This window comes from Microcoleus sp. T3_D1, assembly GCF_036700405.1.
In the GTDB taxonomy this organism is placed as follows: Bacteria; Cyanobacteriota; Cyanobacteriia; order Cyanobacteriales; family Microcoleaceae; genus Microcoleus.
Genome location: NZ_JAUBOV010000010.1, coordinates 38320 through 56883 on the forward strand (window position 1 = coordinate 38320; position 18564 = coordinate 56883).

The 18564-nt window shown below is 45.5% G+C and carries 15 protein-coding genes; 11 read left to right on the forward strand and 4 right to left on the reverse strand.

Features of this window, described 5'->3' with window-relative positions:
• Positions 1-306 precede the first annotated feature (306 nt).
• Both QT992_RS07300 and QT992_RS07305 read left to right on the forward strand, forming a co-directional pair.
• Positions 307-951 (forward strand): pentapeptide repeat-containing protein, encoded by a 645-nt coding sequence (locus tag QT992_RS07300; protein WP_333321355.1) that lies wholly within the window; start codon positions 307-309, stop codon positions 949-951.
• 407 nt (positions 952-1358) lie between these two features.
• Complete coding sequence (locus QT992_RS07305) at positions 1359-2135, forward strand: pentapeptide repeat-containing protein (RefSeq protein WP_333321354.1); 777 nt, start codon at positions 1359-1361, stop codon at positions 2133-2135.
• 391 nt (positions 2136-2526) lie between these two features.
• Here QT992_RS07305 and QT992_RS07310 read toward each other — a convergent pair whose 3' ends face one another.
• Positions 2527-4164: an MBL fold metallo-hydrolase gene (locus tag QT992_RS07310; RefSeq protein ID WP_333322593.1), complete on the reverse strand. Its 1638-nt coding sequence runs from the start codon at positions 4162-4164 to the stop codon at positions 2527-2529.
• Between the two features lie 1629 nt (positions 4165-5793).
• Between QT992_RS07310 and QT992_RS07315 the strand changes: the two genes are divergently transcribed.
• From QT992_RS07315 to QT992_RS07355, 9 genes are all read left to right on the forward strand, one after another.
• Positions 5794-6984: a glycosyltransferase gene (locus QT992_RS07315; RefSeq protein ID WP_333339599.1), complete on the forward strand. Its 1191-nt coding sequence runs from the start codon at positions 5794-5796 to the stop codon at positions 6982-6984.
• A gap of 512 nt (positions 6985-7496) precedes the next feature.
• Positions 7497-8147, forward strand: coding sequence for an IS607 family transposase (locus tag QT992_RS07320; RefSeq protein WP_333320855.1), 651 nt, complete (start codon positions 7497-7499; stop codon positions 8145-8147).
• Between the two features lie 63 nt (positions 8148-8210).
• Positions 8211-8279, forward strand: a complete 69-nt coding sequence (locus QT992_RS07325) for a helix-turn-helix domain-containing protein (protein ID WP_333320857.1) — start codon at positions 8211-8213, stop codon at positions 8277-8279.
• Between the two features lie 135 nt (positions 8280-8414).
• A complete protein-coding gene (locus tag QT992_RS07330; protein ID WP_333339602.1) occupies positions 8415-8999 on the forward strand; it encodes a transposase in 585 nt (194 codons plus the stop codon).
• A complete protein-coding gene (locus QT992_RS07335; RefSeq protein ID WP_333320826.1) occupies positions 8993-9235 on the forward strand; it encodes a zinc ribbon domain-containing protein in 243 nt (80 codons plus the stop codon). Before QT992_RS07330 ends, QT992_RS07335 begins: the two co-directional genes overlap by 7 nt.
• A gap of 120 nt (positions 9236-9355) precedes the next feature.
• On the forward strand, positions 9356-10699 hold the full coding sequence (locus QT992_RS07340; protein ID WP_333339605.1) for a glycosyltransferase family 2 protein: 1344 nt from the start codon (positions 9356-9358) through the stop codon (positions 10697-10699).
• Between the two features lie 360 nt (positions 10700-11059).
• On the forward strand, positions 11060-11851 hold the full coding sequence (locus QT992_RS07345; RefSeq protein WP_333339609.1) for an ABC transporter permease: 792 nt from the start codon (positions 11060-11062) through the stop codon (positions 11849-11851).
• Entirely contained in the window at positions 11852-13924 is a 2073-nt protein-coding gene (locus QT992_RS07350; protein ID WP_333339611.1) for an ATP-binding cassette domain-containing protein, read from the forward strand.
• A gap of 136 nt (positions 13925-14060) precedes the next feature.
• A complete protein-coding gene (locus QT992_RS07355) occupies positions 14061-16487 on the forward strand; it encodes a sulfotransferase (RefSeq protein ID WP_333339613.1) in 2427 nt (808 codons plus the stop codon).
• Positions 16488-16543: 56 nt separating this feature from the next.
• Here the strand turns inward: QT992_RS07355 and QT992_RS07360 are convergent, their stop codons facing one another.
• Genes QT992_RS07360 through QT992_RS07370 form a run of 3 tightly spaced genes read right to left on the reverse strand, consistent with a single transcriptional unit; the run spans position 16544 to position 18457 of the window.
• Entirely contained in the window at positions 16544-17767 is a 1224-nt protein-coding gene (locus QT992_RS07360; protein ID WP_333339616.1) for an NAD(P)/FAD-dependent oxidoreductase, read from the reverse strand.
• A 7-nt stretch (positions 17768-17774) separates the two neighbouring features.
• Positions 17775-18143 carry an aspartyl protease gene (locus tag QT992_RS07365; RefSeq protein ID WP_333320837.1) on the reverse strand — a complete coding sequence of 123 codons (369 nt, stop codon included), beginning with the start codon at positions 18141-18143 and terminating at the stop codon, positions 17775-17777.
• Complete coding sequence (locus QT992_RS07370) at positions 18140-18457, reverse strand: hypothetical protein (protein WP_333320839.1); 318 nt, start codon at positions 18455-18457, stop codon at positions 18140-18142. Before QT992_RS07370 ends, QT992_RS07365 begins: the two co-directional genes overlap by 4 nt.
• Positions 18458-18564: the final 107 nt, after the last annotated feature.

Sequence of the window (18564 nt, forward strand, 5' to 3'; positions counted from 1 at the left end):
AAGCTCAACTACCCATAAAAAGTTATGGGTTCGATCGGAGTTTCCACGTAGAATCTTTGGGATTTAGTTAGGAAGTGCGATCGAACTTGTTGTTAAAATTTTTAAATATTAATTGTCAATCAAAGGAAAAAGAGAATGCAGCTTTGTCCTTCACCCTCACCAAACCATCTAATTTATACTCAAACCTTGCAGATTGAGGGAAGTTTCAGGCTGGGTGTGAATATTTCAGAATCTAAAACTGCAGAACATCCGGTGCAACCAGCTTGCTGACAGTATTCTTCATTTAAAAGGTGTAGAGAAGCCACAATGAACGTTGACGAACTGCTCAAGCTATATGCCATAGGAGAAAGAAATTTTAGCGGGGTCTACCTGCACGAGGTCTACCTCTACGAAGCAGAATTGATTGGAGCCAATCTGTATGAAGCCGACCTGATTGGAGCCAATCTCAGCAAAGCCAAACTCAATAGAGTCAACTTTGGCAAAGCCAATTTGTGCAAGATTGATTTGAGCAGAGCAGACTTAGGTGGAGCCGACCTCACAGAAGCACTGTTAGTTGAAGCTAACCTGCATCGAGCTGAGTTGATGGGAGCAAATCTCAGCAAAGCAGACTTGAGCGGAGCTTCCCTGATCCAAGCAACTTTAATTGGAGCCAACATATCTCGGGCAACACTCAGCCGTGCAGACTTGCACGGAGTAAATTTTTACGGAGTAAACTTGCGTAGGGCGGTACTCACAGAATGCGATTTAATTGGGGCAAACTTGAGTAAAGTAGACCTTAGCGGAGCCGACTTAATGGGAGCGAGTCTAATTAGGGCAGACTTGACTGAAGCGATTTTAAGTGCGTCAGACTTAAGCGGAGCCAACCTGTTGGGAGCAAACCTCACAAAAGTCAACCTGAGCGGAGTATATCTTAAGGGTACAACGATGCCCGACGGCACGATTCACGACTAATTTATTTGTTAATTTTTATGGTTGCCGAGAACAGCGGCTAAAGGGTAATGAGCTTTTCATTACCCTAATTTATGGGCAACGAAATCTTTATTTGACAATCAAGCATCCATGATACCCGCCACGTGATTCATCCGTCCAGAAATAAAAAACCTGTATCCCATGAAACTTGCCGAACGTATTTATCTCGCGCAAGTCAATGATTCAATTCTAAAATCTAAAATCTAAAATCTAAAATCGATTGACACTCAGGTAAGGCCGAGAACTTCAATGTAGGGAGCTGATGGCGCACAGAACTCCTACATAGGGCAAGTCAAAAGATTTGTTGGGTGAACTTGTGTTATGGTGATTTTCAATTGCTTCGATAAAAGCTATTTTAGATTTAATATTTTGGATTTGGGACGGTTAAAATGAAACTCAGAATCCTCGCTGCTGCAACGCTGCTGAGCGCGATCGCCCCGATCGCTCCTGCCGCCGCCGAGAACATCCAACACACGCAACAATTACTAGCCACCCGACAGTGCCCCAACTGCGACCTCAGCAGTGCTGGCTTGGTTTTAGCCAACCTAACCGGAGCCAATCTCAAAGGTGCTGACTTGAGGTTGGCTAACCTCAGCCGAGCCAACCTCACCGGGGCTGACCTCAGCGGTGCCAACCTCAGCGGCACCAGCCTGTTTGGCGTCAACCTGACCGGGGCGAACCTCACCGGTGCCAACCTCAGCGGTGCTGACTTGAGAAGTGCCTATCTCAGCGACGCCAATTTGCTCAACGCGAATTTAACTAACGCGCAACTGCTCGGAGTTAGAGGAATGCCAACCAATATCGGCACCGCTGAAGACTTCTACCGGTTGGGAGTGCTGGAAGCTCAAGCAGGAAACTACAGAAACGCCATTGATTATTACAATCAAGCCCTGAATCTGAAATCGGATTTAGCAGCCGTTTATTTTGCGCGCAGTATGTCTCGCGCTGACTTGGGAGACTTCGGCGGCGCGACTCAAGACGCTGCAATAGCAAACAAACTCTTTGCAGAGCAAGGAAATCCCCAAGGTCAGGAGTTGTCAAAGCAGTTAGGCGAAGCCATTGTGGCACGCCAAAAGCCTACGGAACCCCGCACTTCCAGCCGCGGCGACTTTATGAGTCTTCTGGGGTCGATCGGTTCTGTGCTGGTGAAGCTAATCTTGCCGTGAACAAACCTGACGGTCAACTGAGTACAGTTAGACTGCAGGCTTCTTTTTCCTTTTTTTTCTCATGCTTTTTATAGTGAGGTAGTTCCACCCCCACTTGCCAATATAGTATCAGAGTATTTCCAGATTATCAAGGGATATACAGAAATAATTGTCGCTTTGGGTACCTACACCCGACGAGCCTTTCATCACGCGGGCGTAATTCCCAACGGGGTACTTCGCGCAGCGCTCAGATTAATCCCCTTTAAATATACCGAGGGACTTCCCGGCTGGTAGTTAAAAATTCAATACGCGACAGCTTACCCCTCCTGAAACGGGGTTTTTTGTCTGGGTGCGTCTAGGAATGTTTTTTTGTTTTTTGTGCCTGCAGGCTGGTTTCGAGGTGCCCGACAGCTTATTCCCCGTCTGTTTCCCCATCTTCTAGGAAAAGTTCGGACTCCGGTATCGCTTTAAACACCGGACAGAAACCGTCGGGGGTAACTTTAAAGCCAAACAAAGCACTGGACTGGTTCCAACAGCGCTGGCTGCGGTAGTGCTGGCAATTGCCGCAGCATTCGAGGTTGGCCTGAACGGCGCTGCCTTGAAAAAGGAGTTCCCGCTGGGAGATGCCCCGCAGTACCAGTTCTTCGCCTTGCCAGCGCGCTTCTACCAAACCGGTATCGGCAAAATTGGCCCACCGAGGATCGGCTGTAATCGGACTCGGCAAGCTAATTGCTACCTCTGTCCCCAATTCGCTGAGTTCTCCCTCATAGTTAGTTTCTGGGATAGCGGGCTGCAAAAACATTTCCCCGATCGGCAATTCGACAAGTGTTCCGGCCGCCGGAGTGTGCAACTGGTAGCGGTTTCGCAGCTCGTCCAAGTTAGCCAAGTCAGCCAAATATGCAGGGGAACCGTGGAGTAAAATTACGTGCTGGGGACGCAAATTGTGGATGAGTTGGGTAGTCCCCGGCCCGTCGCAGTGTTCGGCTAGCAGATAAGTTTCGACACTTGTGACTCCAAATTGGGGCCTGTTGCCCAGCCAGTCGGTGACGGGATATCCGGGTTTTTGAGGGGCGAGCAAAATCCAAGGATTTGTGCCATCGGCAACATACAAAGCCAAATCAGCTAACTTGTCTGTAATTACAATACAGGGCGTGGCTCCTAATCCGGGGCGCTGTTCGGCAGACAGCCGGCGGACGCGGGGTTTTACCCTTTCGTCCCAAAATAAAGGTTGGTGCAGAGCAAAATTTTGGACGGCGGTGGGAAATTGGGGTAACAGTTCCAGATAAGCGTCGCACCCGTCGGCGACAGTGCCGTCCACCCAAATATCCAAGTCGCGGCCAGTAAAGTAGTGGTGACTGCGGAGCAGCATCAGCATTTCTTGGCCCAAACCAAGGGCCGGCGCGGGCAGCAGTACCGAGTAACCGTCGGCGATGGCGCGGTGGATGCGATCGGCTAACTGATTTTCTAGTTGTCGGCGGTGAGGGTGGCGCGCCGTGCCGTAACTGCCTTCCAAAATTAACACATCCGGCTTCATGCCCCTGAGTTCTCCCAGGGGCAAACCTTCCACCAAACGAGAATTGGACAGGAAAAAGTCGCCGGTGTAAACCACTGTGTAGGTGCGGTGCGGGGCGGCATAAGTCAGCAGCACAGTCGCCGCTCCGGGCAAATGGCCCGACGGGAACAACTGTACGCTCAGTCCGGGGCGCACTTCGAGCGGCGACTGCCAGGGCAGTCCCTGACAGAACCGGGACTCTGGCTGTTGAGCCAGTTCTGGCCAGTTGAGCGGTAGCAGTCGCGCTGTCACTTCGCTGGCGTAAATTGGCAAGTGGGGGAAAGATTGATGGAGTGCTAGCAAACCTCTGGCATGATCGGAGTGGGCGTGGGTACACACCACAAAATCGGCTGGCAGCGATCGATTTAAGGTCGCTGATAGCGGTGCAATATCGTCTACACCGCAGTCGAGTAAAATGCGGTGCGGCCCCATTCGGACTAGGAGACAGACCCCTTCTTGGGCGTGGCCTGCGCCGTAAGGTAAACAATCGAGATCCATCACTGCGGTTAGCTCCCTGCTTTGCACGCAACTTGCAGTATCGCCACTTTTAAACATCGGTTGCGACTGCATTCATTCGATCGATGTTGAGTCTCGGACGCTGAAACCGGGTTTGATGAACGAAAACACTTTGTTGCCGCCCTCGCTCCCGGTAAAAAAACCCGGTTTATCCAAGTTTTGGTGGGTAAGCCCTGGAGCTAAATGTTTGCTCGAAGGCTCCGGCTCTCGTGCAAGGAAAGTAATTGCACTTAAGATTTGATGCAGCGCCAAGAAGGCGATTTTCCGAAGGCATTTGCCTGATGGGCATTCGGCCTTCGACAAAGTTCAGGCTACTGGTTCTGGCATCAAAAGTTACATTTTATTGCACCATGTAAGAGTACCGAACTCAATCTCATATTCTGAGTTTTAAACTTTTTTCCACAATTTGCGCCTGCTAAAAGCTAGTCTTTTTTATGAGAAGATTTTAATTCAGATGTCCCAATCTCTTGATAAAACTTTACAATTCTTCATTTTTAGGGTTTTGAGGGCCGTGTAGAGTCCAATCTGAAAAACGGAGAACGAGCATCGTGCTAGCTAACTGCTTTTGTCAGGCCAGAGAGAGACTTTATGAGTTTGCTCGGTTTCTTTGTAAAAGTTTGATACATTCTTCTAAGCAAACCTTCTGGCTATCGAGGAGAGAGTTTAAATGGCTTTTTGACCCCGCCCAAAAACGGATACAAGTTTCCGACAGGAATCGCCAGCAGCCCAAAGTTTTAGACTCTTGTTCAAGCTCCAGATTCATCTGTGAAGTAAATCGAAAATCGAAAATCGACTGGCTGCCCGATAATAGGTTTTTTTACTCCGCTCATTGACTAGGGGACAAAACGATGCGTTCTTTTGTTTTACCCCAAACATAGCTATATCAATCCCCGGACAATATAGCAATCCTTGCAGGAGTCGTAAATTTTTTACCCCACCCCAGCCCTCCCCGAACCCGCAGGGAGGGAGTAAGAAATTCACAAATGATGCGAGGATTGCTATAGATGATATTCATTTTATAAAAATACCACTAGCTTGCCAGAAGTAATCTCAGCTCGATCAGTCTCCAACCAGCCTGTAATCTCCTGTTTTTTTATCATTGCTGGGTCTTATTTAGGGTGGAGTTTTGGAGTTCTTTTCAGCTAATCCGTAGGCGGTTAAACCGCGAAAGTTTGAACGTGGAGAGTGTTTAAGTGTTTGGTATATTGCCCTTGAATAGTATCCGATCGCAATTCAAGCTGAAATGAGGGGCGATCGCACAAACCCGGTTTTATCAAAAAATCTGGTTTTTAGATTCGGTATTAATGGCGAGGCTTGGTGGCGCTCTGCTGCCAATAACACCTGCAATTGACACAACCCTCGACGAGGGATCGTTGCCGGTGGTAAAAGTTGTGTTGGGAAAAAACTTGACATCACCGGGTAATTGAAAGTAAAAATAAATAAAAGCAATAAAAACAATGAGGCTTTATGTTTGATTCGCGAGCGGCGATCGGCAAGTAGGGCATTGAGAAGTTGCTATTTCCTAAAACAATTTCTGCTAAAACACATCCGGTAATATACGGAATATCTAGGATTTTTTCCCAATCTAAAATATAAAATCAAAAATCTAAAATGGCAACAGCTATTCTCGATCTGGAAATCTCCCAACTGCCGCCAGAAATTACGGTTGAAGAGCGTTACAGCAAAGCCTTGGTTTTAATTCGACTGCACGGAAAACCGATCGGCCAAGCTCTTTTGCCCGTAGTCGGAGGCCGCCTTGGCGGTGACGAATTACGGGAAACACTGATGAAGGCTGCGGGGGACAACTTGTGGAAAAATTGGCTCTACGACACTCTAGAATGGGACGAACGCGGGCCTGTGCAGGCAATGCCGATCGCCACAGTAGCGGTTTGCACGCGCGATCGCCCGGAAGATTTGCGGCGATGTCTAGAAGCGTTTATGCGGCTCCCCGACGAGGGTCAGGAATACTTAGTAATTGACAATTGTCCCGCCACGGACGCTACCAAGGAACTGGTCAAAAATTACCCACAAGTCCGCTATGTGCGCGAAGACGTACCAGGCTCCAGCGCTGCCCGTAACAGAGCTTTACGCGAAGCTAAACATGAATTCGTAGCCTTTACAGATGATGATGCGGCCCCCGATCCGAACTGGCTGCGATCGCTCTTGGGAAATTTTAGCGATCCGCGAGTTATGTGCGTCACAGGGCTGGTGATGCCCTTGGAACTGGAAACCGAAGCGCAAGAATGGTTCGAGCGCTACAGCCCCCACGGGCGCGGATTTGAGCGCCGAGTTTTTGACGGGGCGCAGTCCAATCCTCTGATTGTGCATCTTGTGGGAGTTTCGGCGAGTATGGCTTTGCGGAAAAGTTCGATCGACTACATTGGCCTGTTTGACGAAGCTTTGGGGGCGGGGACACCCACGGTGGGTGGCGAAGACAGTGAACTTTTTGCCCGCATTTTGCGCGCGGGCTACCGCATCGTCTACGAGCCGAGAGCATTGAGCTGGCACCGCCATCGGCGCACTTGGGAAGAATTGCGAAAAACGCTCCAAGGCTACGGCATCGCAGTCTATGCTTTCTGGACGCGACTGTTTGTAATCAACAGAGAATTCAGTGTGCCTGTGTTAGCCTTGTCATGGCTGTTGTACAAACAAATTCCTGAACTAATTGCTTCTTTGCGACAGCAACCGGATTCTATCCCTAGTGATTTGCTTTTGGCTCAACTGCGGGGCTGTGTCAGTGGCCCGATGGCTTATTTTGTGTCTCGCAAGTGCTTGCAAGAAATTAAGGGGAGCAATTGCTAGGATGATATTTTCCTAGACTTGTAGGTAATACTCATGACAATTGGTGTAGACTGAAGTAGCCTGCATAAAACCATCAGTAATGATGACTTGGACTTTCTCTCACTTCTCTCAAGCTTTGGCTTGAGAGCATCTCTGTAATCCTTGCGGTTCGAGGTTGGTCAAAACCAGTGAAGAATACACCTCCAAAATTTGTGCAAAATACGGTGAGAGCCATAAAAGTTAGGTGGCTCTAAAATTTTTCACTGCCCCAACTGTGGTTAGAAAACACCCAGTTTGAGTAGCGCTTTAGGGATTTTCCTTAAAGCTTTGTGGGATACCACCATGCTCTGGGACCTGTCTGATGAGTGTGCTATATTCGGATTCTCTCAGGTTTCGGAGATTGTCGGGATTAAAAGTATCAGCAATGAATAGGGATTTTTAGATTCTTTTTAACGGCAGATGAAGGGAGCTAGTACCTAGGTAGCGAATAAATAGACAAAGTAGTACACTAATAGACAAATCTACGGTGTACCATTTTGTTCAAACCACATGAATTCGCGAAAAAGCTTGGATTGTCAGTAAAGACACTCCAGCGCTGGGATGTTTCGGGGAAGCTACCAGCCAAGCGCACCCTGTCGGGTCATCGGTTCTACACAGAAGACGATTTCTTGATAGCCAATGGGCTCAAACCCATAGAAGCCAAGCGAAAGACAATCGTCTACTGTCGAGTTTCATCCAGCGGGCAAAAGGCAGAGCTGAAAAATCAGGTACTTGCAATGGAAGCCTTCTGCCTAGGTCGAGGGCTGAGTATCGACGACTGGATATCAGAAATTGGTGGCGGGCTAAACTTTAAAAGAAAAAAGTTTCTAGCAATCATGCTGTCAATGCTCAGGGGCGAAATATCAATAATCGTAATTGCACACAAAGATAGGATGTGCAGATTTGCCTTTGAATTCATCCAAGAACTTGCTGTATCAGTGGGATGTGAAATTGTAGTCGCCAATCAAGAGTCATTGTCTCCCCAGCATGAATTAGTAGAAGATTTGATGGCGATAATCCACTGTTTTTCTGGTAGATTATACGGTGGGCGAAATTACTCCCAGGAAATCAAAGAGCAGCTAAAAAATGCTATTGACAAACCCGTAGAAGGCGTGGCAGAGTTAAACAAAGAAATCCAGTGTTGAGGTCGAGCAATGCTTTGATCCATCAAAACAAAGTTAAAGCTAAACAAAAGTCAATCAACAATGATGAGCAAACACGCTGGCATAGCGAGGTTTACTTATAATTGGGTACTGGCGACTTGGAGTCACCTTTAGAAAGATGGATTAAAGCCCAACAAATACTTGCTCAAGAAATTCTTCAACAATCACGTAAAACCTGAACTTACCTGGATAAAATAGACGGTAATCTGCCAGAAAATAACTCAATACACCTTTGACAATCTTGGAGATGTGTTTTCTAGATTTTTCTCAAAAAAAGGTGGATATCCTAGGTTAAAGAAGAAGGGGTATCACGACTCTTTCACTATTGATGCTGGCGGTAAACCAATCCCTGTGGGCGGTAGGTCTATAAAGCTGCCGACAATCGGCTGGGTAAAAACCCACGAAGGACTACCTCACACAACTTGCAAGTCAATCACCATTTCGCGCACTGCCGATAGTTGGTTTATGGCGTTCGCTTACGAAGAAAATCATGAACCTATAGTCAAAACTCATGAAATTGTAGGAGTTGATGTGGGTGTCAAAGAGTGGGCTACACTTTCAACGGGTGTAGTATTCCCGAATCCAAAGCACTACAAAGCGCATCTCGCAAAACTCAAGAAACTGTCAAAAAGTCTTACGAGAAAAGTAAAAGGCTCCAGCAATAGACATCAAGCTAAAATTAGGTTAGCAAAACACCATGCAAAAATAGCAAACCTCAGAAAAAACACTCTGCATCAAATCACTACTTACTTATGCAAAAACCACGCAACGATAGTAGTAGAAGATTTGAAGGTGGGTGGAATGCTAAAAAACCACAAATTTGCGGTATGGTAATAGCTGACTGCGGTTTCCATGAATTCCAACGTCAACTAGAATACAAAGCTCAAAAATTTGGCGTCAAAGCGATCGTTGCCGACCGCTGGTTTCCGTCAAGCAAAACCTGTTCAAATTGCGGACATATCCAAGATATGCCGTTGAAAGAAAGGATTTACAACTGTGAAAATTGTGGTCAGTCGATGGACAGGGATTTGAATGCAGCGATAAATTTATCACGGTTGGCTAAACCGTGAAAGCTTACCGAGGGATAGCCGCTCCCATGCTCCCGATGAAGTAAGAAGCAAATGTCTAGACTTGTCTAATATTTGTATAGCAGATGAAATGCAGATGAAGTTAATTGTTGTCATGTAAATATGGAAAATCTAACAGTTAGCATAATTATTCCTAGCCACAACCGAAGTTCTTCGCTGCGACGGGCTTTGGATGCTTTGCACTTGCAGACTTATCCGATCGACCTAATGGAAGTTATTGTAGTCGCAGATAGCTGCATTGACGATACTTTGGCAATGCTACAAGACTACAAAGCTCCGTTTAAAGTGCAGGCGATCGAGGTAAATTGCCGGAGTGCTGCCATCGCCCGCAATACGGGAGCGGCTTCGGCTACCGGCAAATTGCTGCTGTTTCTCGACGACGATATCGAAGCGCTGCCGCCTTTGGTGGAAAGCCACGCGCGGGTTCACTCTTTGCGTCCGGGAGTGGCTGTCATCGGCCCCTATCCGCCTAAGTTGCAGGGAGGAACTAGGTTTTTTGACGTGGAAGTGCGCTCGTGGTGGGAAGAGAAGTTTTATCAGATGAGCCAACCTGGTCATCGATTTACTTATCAAGATTTGCTCAGCGGCAACCTTTCTTTGGATGCAGAACTGTTTGCTCGTCTCGATGGCTTTGATTCGGCTTTTGGGAACTGCGGCGGGGAAGATTACGAGTTTGGGGTGCGTTTGCTGAAAGCTGGTGTACCTTTTGCTGTAGCGGGGGAGGCTGTGGGCTATCATTACGAACACGAAACTAATAATCTCGATCGCTCTTTTGGCAGATTTCGTCAGGAAGGGCGATCGGATGTTTTGATCGGTCATCGACACCCGGAACTCAGACCGATACTGCCCGTAGCAGCCTACGAAACTGCTGACTCACTGGTAGATAAAATTGTGGTGGCGGTCACGTTTTTCTGGCCGGCTGCTGTGGATTGGCTGGCTGTGGGAGCCAGGAAATCTCTGGATTTGCTCGAAAGCTTGGGGATGCGGGGAACTTGGCGGTGGTTGCGGGCCAAATTGCGCGGTTATTGGTATTTGCGGGGTGTGATTGATGAGTTGAAAAGTCGATCGGCTCTTTCTAGTTTTATGCAAGGTGATCCTGCTGATGCTGACTTGGGCAGACATGAAATTGAAATCGATTTGCAGGAAGGTTGGGAAGCAGCAGAACGAATCATTGACGAGCAAAAACCCGATGGCATTTACCTCCGTTACGGTGAAGTGTCAGTCGGTCACGTCACTCCCAAATTGGGTGTAGAGCCACTGCGGGGCGCTCACTTGCGATCGATTCTGGCGCTTCAGTTTGCTCAACCGCTGGCTGGGGCGATCGCGGTTAACGGTATGCCCAAAAGTGCTGCTCATTCTGAGCGTAGCTTAGTTGACAACACCCTACTTCAACATCTACTGTTATTTACAGTATTGGGCAAAAAACCACTGAAAAATCCTTCCTAAGCTAATCAGCATTTAAATTGCTTATCAATAAATAATTTAACTCTTGTGGGAGTAGGCGTTGGGCTTTGAGCCACGCCCCAAATATGCAAGTTAAATGTGGTGGAATAGCTGACATAATTAGAGTAGATAAAAATAAAAAATAGAGGTGTAATTAAGCATTAAATTAAGCAGAAATAAATAGGAATTGAAGTTAAAAAGATAGAAATTAACAATGGTAATTATGGCAATAAAATTGATGGAAGGTAATTTTTTAGAACCAATTGCTGACAAGCTGACCCTGGTGCAGACCCAGAATTTGGTTAAGATTCAGCCCTGGGAGGGCTCCGGGCCAGAACCTCAGATAGCTGCCGGAGGTGTGCGGTGAGAAATGCGGGAACGCTCCTCGATCGGCGCAAAATGGCTCATTGGTTCGATTTGCTGCGGGTGTTGGTCGATCGCGAGATGAAATTACTTTACAAGCGATCGACCTTGGGGATTGCTTGGACTTTAATCAGTCCGCTGTTACAGTTGGCTGTATTTTCCTTTTTGTTTCGCTCTGTCGTACCCCTTAATATTCCCAAATTTTCTTCCTTTGCTTTTAGCGGCTTGTTAATCTGGAATTGGTCTCAAACGGTATTATTTAAATCAACGGCATTAATTACCAATCATAAGCCACTAATCAGGCAGCCAAATTTCCCGTCGGCAATTTTGCCGGTAGTCACGACGACGACGGGGCTCATTCACTTTTTCTTAGCATTGCCGGTGTTACTTATCTTTCTGGCAATTGATGGCGCTCCTCTGAATGCAGTGCTCTTGTTGTTGCCGCTGCTGATGATTATTCAGTTTTTCCTGACAGTTAGTTTTGCTTATCCCCTTGCCGCTTTGAATGTCACTTTCCGCGACACTCAGCACACTTTGGGAGTAGTTTTGCAGATGCTGTTTTACCTGACTCCGATTTTCTACGACATCAGCAGCGTCCCCGAAAAATTTAAGATTTTTTATTACTTAAATCCAATGGTGCCCCTGATTGAAGCTTACCGCGCCATACTTCTTAAAGGTATGCAGCCGGATTGGTCTGCTCTGTTAATTTTGAGCTTGGCTGTGGCGGCTCTTTTACCCATCGGACTGGGAATTTTTAGACGGCAAAGCGCTCATTTTGTGGAGGAAGTGTAAATGCGTGAAGCAATTATTGTCAAGGGTTTAGGTAAGCGTTTTAAGCGCTACTCTACCGCGAAACCTATTACGATTATGGAAGCCGCTTTGTCGGGTTGGCGGAAGCTGAAGCCGGAGGCGAGTTTTTGGGCGCTGCGGAATATAAATTTTACTGTTTCTCCTGGCGAAATGCTGGGAATTCTTGGCAAGAATGGCGCGGGAAAATCAACGCTGCTGCAACTTATCGGCGGTATTTGCAGGGCTGAGGAAGGCTCTATTAAAGTTAACGGCAGAATTGGCGGCTTGTTGGATTTGGGTGCGAGTTTTCACTCGGATCTAACGGGCAGAGAAAACGTGTTTGTGGGTGCGGTGGTGGCCGGTTTGACTCGCCGGGAAGTGGCGCGCAGGTTTGACGATATTGTGGAATTTGCAGAGTTAAAACAGTTTATTGACAGCCCGACGCGGACTTACAGTACGGGGATGAAAATGCGGCTGGCTTTTTCGGTGGCGGTGCATACCGATCCCGAAGTGCTGTTAGTTGATGAACATTTGTCGGTTGGTGATGTGGCTTTTCAAACTAAATGTTTGAATAAGATAACTGAGTTTAAGAATCAAGGATGTGCGATTGTTTTGATTTCTCACACTGCGTCGCAAATTCAGAAAATGTGCGATCGGGCTTTGTGGCTGAAATCCGGTGAAATCGTCGCTTACGGGGAACCGGAAGTGGTAGTCGGTCAGTATTTGTCCGAAATGCGATCGGCCACAGAAAATAGCACTCCCCTGCGTGCTGCTGAAGCTACAAGTAGCGGTTCGCCACTGCGAGGTAATCAGAATCGCTTCGGTACTATGGAAGTAGAAATTACCGATGTCAAAGTGTCGCCAAATACGGAAATAGATAGCGGTGATGCTATTAGCATTGAAATTCATTATTCGGTGTTTCATGAAATTTCTGCTGCTATTTTTGCCGTGACAATCAGCAGGGATGATGGTCAAAGTTGTTTTGAGACTAATACTAATCAAATGGGCAGACTGCTGCCGCTGGTGAAAGGGAAAGGCAAAATCCGGCTGCAAATAGATAGGCTGGATTTAGGAAACGGTCAGTATTACGTGAATGCTGGGGTTTACGAGGAAACTTTGGCTTACGCCTACGATTATCAGTGGCAGGTTTATCCGCTGTACGTGCGATCGACTGTAAACCAAAAAACGATTCTTTGTCCGCCGTACCGCTGGGAATTTGAGGGCAAAATGCCGCTTTTGGATGTGCCCGAACCAGCCACGGCCACTTACGATTTGGATAATAATCATCCGGGCTACGCCAAGATTTTGACTCAGTTGGAAAACAAGCAAAAACCTGACTTTTTAATGATTGGTGCTCAAAACTGCGGCACGGAATCTCTATACAGCCATCTCGCAAATCACTTGCAAATTATCAAAGAAGGTTCCCGGGACATTCATTTTTTTGAATTAAATTTTGAGCGTGGTGTTGAGTGGTACAGCAAGCAGTTGACGCGGAGTGTAGCGAGTGACAAAGTGCTGCTGTGGGAGATGACTTCTTACTATATTTATCATCCTTTGGTGGCGGAGCGAGTTTACAAGTGTTTCCCGGATGTTAAGCTGATTGTAATGCTGGGAAATCCGGTAAAACGAGCGTGGATGCACTATCATTTAGAAGTGGCGAGTGGCTGCGAAAAGTTGAATTTTGAAAAGGCGATCGCTTGTGAACCTGATAGACTCAAAGGTGAGATTGAAAAAATCAAAGCAGATGAAAATTATTACAGTTTTAATCACCAGCATTATTCCTATTTGTCGCGGGGAATTTATGTAGAACAAATCAAAAATTGGCTCGACTATTTTCCGAGGGAACAGTTGCTAATTATCAAGAGCGAAGATTTTTACGCACATACAGGCAAAGTCTTTTCGGAAGTATTGAAATTTCTGGATATTAGTGAGACTACAAGTAAAGAATATGAAATTAATCATGTCGATGAATACAGCCCAATGCCCCCGGAAATCGCACAACAATTGACTAATTATTTCCAACCTTACAATCAGGAACTTTCGGATTTGTTGCATGAGGATTTTAGTTGGAGTTAGGAAAAAAGTTTTTAACTGCAGAGTTCCCAGATAGGAACATGAATCATACCTCTTTCTTCTCTTCCTCTGTGCCCTCTGCGCTCTCTGCGGTTCGTAAAAAAAAATCTAATTCACAAACCATTTATCAGCTATAAAAATGAAACGGATATTTTTAGTAGGCTCTCCGAGAAGCGGCACAACGATGCTTCAAAGTTTATTAGCCGCTCATCCTGAAGTTATTTCTTTTCCTGAATCTAAGTTTTTTCACTATTTACTGTACAAGAAGTTTGCGCGAAAGTTGCCAGGTAGGATGGAAGCTTTTTTTAAGGATGAGATTAATCGGCCTGAACTTTTGCAAGATTTTGATCATAGTCAAACTGTGGCAACTAAAGTTAGTTGGTTTGTCGGAGTTGTGGATGGTTTGGCGGCGGAACAAAACAAAAGTATTTGGTTGGAAAAAACGCCGGAACACATATATTTTATTGAGGATATACAGCGCTTTTTGCCGGATGCTAAATTTATACATATTTTGCGAAACAGTATGGATACAATAGCTTCTCTGCATGAGGCTACTAGGAATTCTCATGATTTGTGGGGGCCTGGTTGGGATTTAAACCACTGTATCCATCGCTGGAAGGAGGCGATGTTAATTAGTCACAAATATGCTAAAAAATCTAATCATATATTAGTCAAGTATGAGGAAATTCTAGATAATAAAGTCAAAAAGTTAGAAGAACTTTGTGATTTTATGGAAATTGAATATGATGATAGAATGCTAAAATTTTATCAAGAAAAAGCTGCTCATCTCAGTTTAAATCTGCCTTGGCATCAAGGGATTGATAGAGAGGTTAAAAGTAATAAGGTTCACAAATATCATAAAATTTTTAATAGCCTGGAAATTCGATATATTTTAGATAATATTAAGCGAGTCAAGGGTGAAATTGCCTGGAAGTTGACGGTGGAAGTGAGCGAACCAATTTCCGATATTTGCGATATTCCGCAAATATACGATCGCCTGTGCTGTACGATCGAACTAGAAGGAATTAAACTCGGTATTGTTGAATTGCCGATTTGCGATGGCATGGTTGCGGCTTCGGTGTTGGCGGATGCGGTTGCAGCCCAGTTTGCTTGGCAAATTCTCGATCGCTTCTTTCAACGCAATCGCTGCGAAAAAGGCAATAAATTGTGGGAAACTGTGCTGAAACCATTGCACCCTAAACATGACTGGACGCTATTTTTGCAAGAATTATGGGGGCGTCCGAATTGGCATTTGGAGGATTTCTACAAGCCAGAAAGCGCAGAGGAAGTCCCAACAATTACCCTCGAAAAAGATTTGATTGTCTTAGAAATTAGCGAGGATTTTGCTAATATAAAAGTTGAGCTTTCGGAAATTGACGTGCTGGTGAAAATAGGCGGTGTTTCTGTAGGTATTGTCACTGTTGCGGTGGAAAATAATTTGGTTTCGGCTCAAAAATTGCGATCGACAATTAATCGAAATATTGGTTTTGAGTTGTGCGTCGCCGCCGTGCGAGAAGCTTTGCTGGGAAAACCGCTCAACGGCAAGCAATGGCTGCGATCGCGCTTAGCCTCTTGTGCTCAACAAAGGTCTAATTTGCCCGACAGGTTGAATGCAGCGGGTGGTGGGGGCATTTACCCCCAAAATGCGGTGATGTTCGGCAGGCGATCGGGTGCGATCGGCACAAGTGTCAGCCGTCGCGCCGCACTCCCGGCCGCGGCGCTGCCGGAAATCGAGTCAGCCGCGGCAATCGCTGGGGAACCGACAATACAAATTCCCCAAGAAAACGAGTTTCCAAAGCAAGTATTTTACGCACCGGAAATCATTGGCTCAAAATCTTCTTATCGGGAAGTTTCTCACTCAGGGAAACCTCAAGTTTTTGACAATCATGGCGTTACACAAAGGCTGCCGATTCTCTCCTACCGCCGCATTTCTCCTGACGGTTTAGACGCAGTTACTCCGCAGGTTTTGGAACAACAGTTGCAGTATCTCAAAGAGCGCGGTTATTATAGTGCGAGTTGGGAAAATTGGCAAAGTGCGAAACGGGATAAAACTCCTTTACCCGGTAAAGCTGTATTGATGACTTTTGACGGTGGCTATCTCGACTTTTTCCAATATGCTTGGCCTCTGCTAAAACGCTTTGATTTTACAGCAACTGTTTTTCTCGTAGCAGAGTCAATAGGAAAAACAAATAGTTGGGAAAAAGCCGAATTTGAAGAAGTGCAGTTAATGGGATGGCCGGAAATTTTGCAACTGCGGGATGCAGGGATTGAATTCGGTTCTATGTCTGCTACTCATCAACCTCTGACTGCATTATCGCCGACAGAAATTGTGCGGGAGGGGGCGAAATCTCGTGCTATTTTGGAACGGGGATTAGAGAAATCTGTTAAATGTTTTGCCTATCCTTACGGTGATGTCGATCCAATTGTAGCGCATTTAATTGGAGCGAGTGGATATACTTTTGGTGTATCATATAAATTAAATTATAGCAGTTTTGACGATAATTTAATGTCGCTGCCGCGCATTAAAGTTACAGCAGAAAATTTTTTATGGCAATTAGGTTTGTAGGGTGAGTCACCCAGCGAGACTTTTCCCTCTACTCAAAATCTCTCAACAGACGCACCTTACAAATGAAATCGCTTAATCAATCCCTTGATTTTCCGCTGCAAATAACCGCCTAACCCTCTGGAAATCTTCTCAAATTTATAATAAAATAAAATATCCATAACATCTTCAGTTTTCATATACTTTAAATAAGAAATCATTTTATCTGTCAGTTCATCATTAACATCATCGATGTACTTTCTCACGGCCAACCTTTCCGAAATATTCCATTTCTTATCAAACTTGCGGTGCATTTCCGTCTCATAATCCCGAAAATCTGATATTTTCCCCTCCAAATAGCTTTGAATATATTTCCCCGCTATTTGGGCACCATCCATCCCGTGTCTAATGCCCTCGCCGCCCAAAAAATTTACTGTCGAAACACTATCGCCGATCGCAATTACATTATTTTCTTTCCAATAAATATCCTTCAAGCCGCGACTGTACTTCAGCGTCGAACCGTGTTTGTCAATAATTTTATAATTTTTAGACTTCAGATATTCATCAATCAGTAAATCAATATATTTTTTCAGCGGTGACAAATGTCTCACCGTTTTCGGATCTAAAAAAACCCGTCCCGCACCAACTTTCAGCCTGTTTTGTTCCATTGGGAATATCCACGAATAACCCTTCGGCATCCATTTATCACCCAAAAAGAAGATTAAATCATTGGCATATTTATCATAAACTTCGGGTTCTACTTCAATTAGATATTCTATACCAGTTCCCGACAAAAAATCTGGTTTATCATTTTCTTTGTCATACATAATCGCCCTAGCAAAACCCGTCGCATCAACTAATACTTTCGTACTAACTTGGATGATTTTGCCGTCGGAAAGCTGTTTGAATTCTACGATTGTTTCGCCGTTGGCTTGTGAATGTTTTATGTAGCGATAACCAAGCCAAACCTCACTTCCGTTTCCCTGAACTTCGCGGGCGAGAAATGCTCTAAATTTAGCAAAGTTTAAAACAACTCCCAAGCTTTTAGGAGATTCCCAAGTTTGACTTACTTTGCTAGTTTCAATAGTAAGTTTGTGCCAAAAACTGCCGATTACCGCTTCGGGTAAATCGAATTTAGAGAGGGTTTCTAGAGGCGTGGCGGCGCTGGAAAAGTCATTTTTATCAAAACTATCATTTTGTTCTGCCAGCAAGACTTTGTGGCCGGATTGGGCTAGAATTCTCGCGCAGTGACCGCCTGCTGGGCCTGCTCCTACTATTACTATGTCAAAACTTTTTAAATTCATTTTGCTTTTAACTCGCTTCCAATGTCAAAACACCCGCCGAAATATCAACTATCAACCGCCGATTTTTCAACAACTGGCGGCCGATTAAAACTTCGGGTACTCCATCACCTACGTGAACAGGAAGATCGAATTCTTGATTGTCAATTCTGATTTTTCCTGCATAAATATCGAAATCAAATTCTCCCTTAGCTGTCTGCATTTCTTGCCGCCTAATATAAGTCCAATCAAGCCCCTCAAAATCTTGCTCATCCATTGCTAGCCAGCCCGAAAAACCTGTATCTAGCAGAGCGTCAACAGGTAATTCTAAGCCGTTATTAGCAATCAATTCAACTTCAAAAAATAGCTCATCATTATCGCCAAAGCTTCCCTCAATCATATCGTGCCACAAACTCCTGTATCGTTGATACGGAAAAGGTAGGGGATAGCATTTGGGTGTTTCTGGCGGCACATTTTAGTAGCCACCATATCATCCTTGTCGATAAAGTGTTCCCCACTGTCGGGTTCAACCGCAATGTACCAGTTGTAGTGGGTTTTAATCAATTCTGGTTTTAGGCGATCGAAAATTACTTTGCAACGCTTGCGAAATGCCGCTCTTTCGGCTCGCCACTGGGCTTTTTTTTCTTCTGACCACTCAATTTCTGGGAACAGTCTTCCCCGCCGCACGGTACGATTTGGTTTTACGTTAGTCATTGTTTTTTTCTCCCTTATCCTCCAATCTTCCTTCAATCATGCGGCTCTTTCACTGTCATAGATCGGAGCTCGAATGGTAAGGTGCGCTGCACCCTACCATTCTAGCT

Excerpts from the sequence above, each read along its gene's own strand:
- QT992_RS07300 (WP_333321355.1), top strand. The coding sequence starts at position 307 with ATGAACGTTGACGAACTGCTCAAGCTATATGCCATAGGAGAAAGAAAT.
- QT992_RS07305 (WP_333321354.1), top strand. The coding sequence starts at position 1,359 with ATGAAACTCAGAATCCTCGCTGCTGCAACGCTGCTGAGCGCGATCGCC.
- QT992_RS07310 (WP_333322593.1), bottom strand. The coding sequence starts at position 4,164 with ATGGATCTCGATTGTTTACCTTACGGCGCAGGCCACGCCCAAGAAGGG.
- QT992_RS07315 (WP_333339599.1), top strand. The coding sequence starts at position 5,794 with ATGGCAACAGCTATTCTCGATCTGGAAATCTCCCAACTGCCGCCAGAA.
- QT992_RS07335 (WP_333320826.1), top strand. The coding sequence starts at position 8,993 with ATGGTAATAGCTGACTGCGGTTTCCATGAATTCCAACGTCAACTAGAA.
- QT992_RS07340 (WP_333339605.1), top strand. The coding sequence starts at position 9,356 with ATGGAAAATCTAACAGTTAGCATAATTATTCCTAGCCACAACCGAAGT.
- QT992_RS07350 (WP_333339611.1), top strand. The coding sequence starts at position 11,852 with ATGCGTGAAGCAATTATTGTCAAGGGTTTAGGTAAGCGTTTTAAGCGC.
- QT992_RS07355 (WP_333339613.1), top strand. The coding sequence starts at position 14,061 with ATGAAACGGATATTTTTAGTAGGCTCTCCGAGAAGCGGCACAACGATG.
- QT992_RS07360 (WP_333339616.1), bottom strand. The coding sequence starts at position 17,767 with ATGAATTTAAAAAGTTTTGACATAGTAATAGTAGGAGCAGGCCCAGCA.
- QT992_RS07365 (WP_333320837.1), bottom strand. The coding sequence starts at position 18,143 with ATGATTGAGGGAAGCTTTGGCGATAATGATGAGCTATTTTTTGAAGTT.
- QT992_RS07370 (WP_333320839.1), bottom strand. The coding sequence starts at position 18,457 with ATGACTAACGTAAAACCAAATCGTACCGTGCGGCGGGGAAGACTGTTC.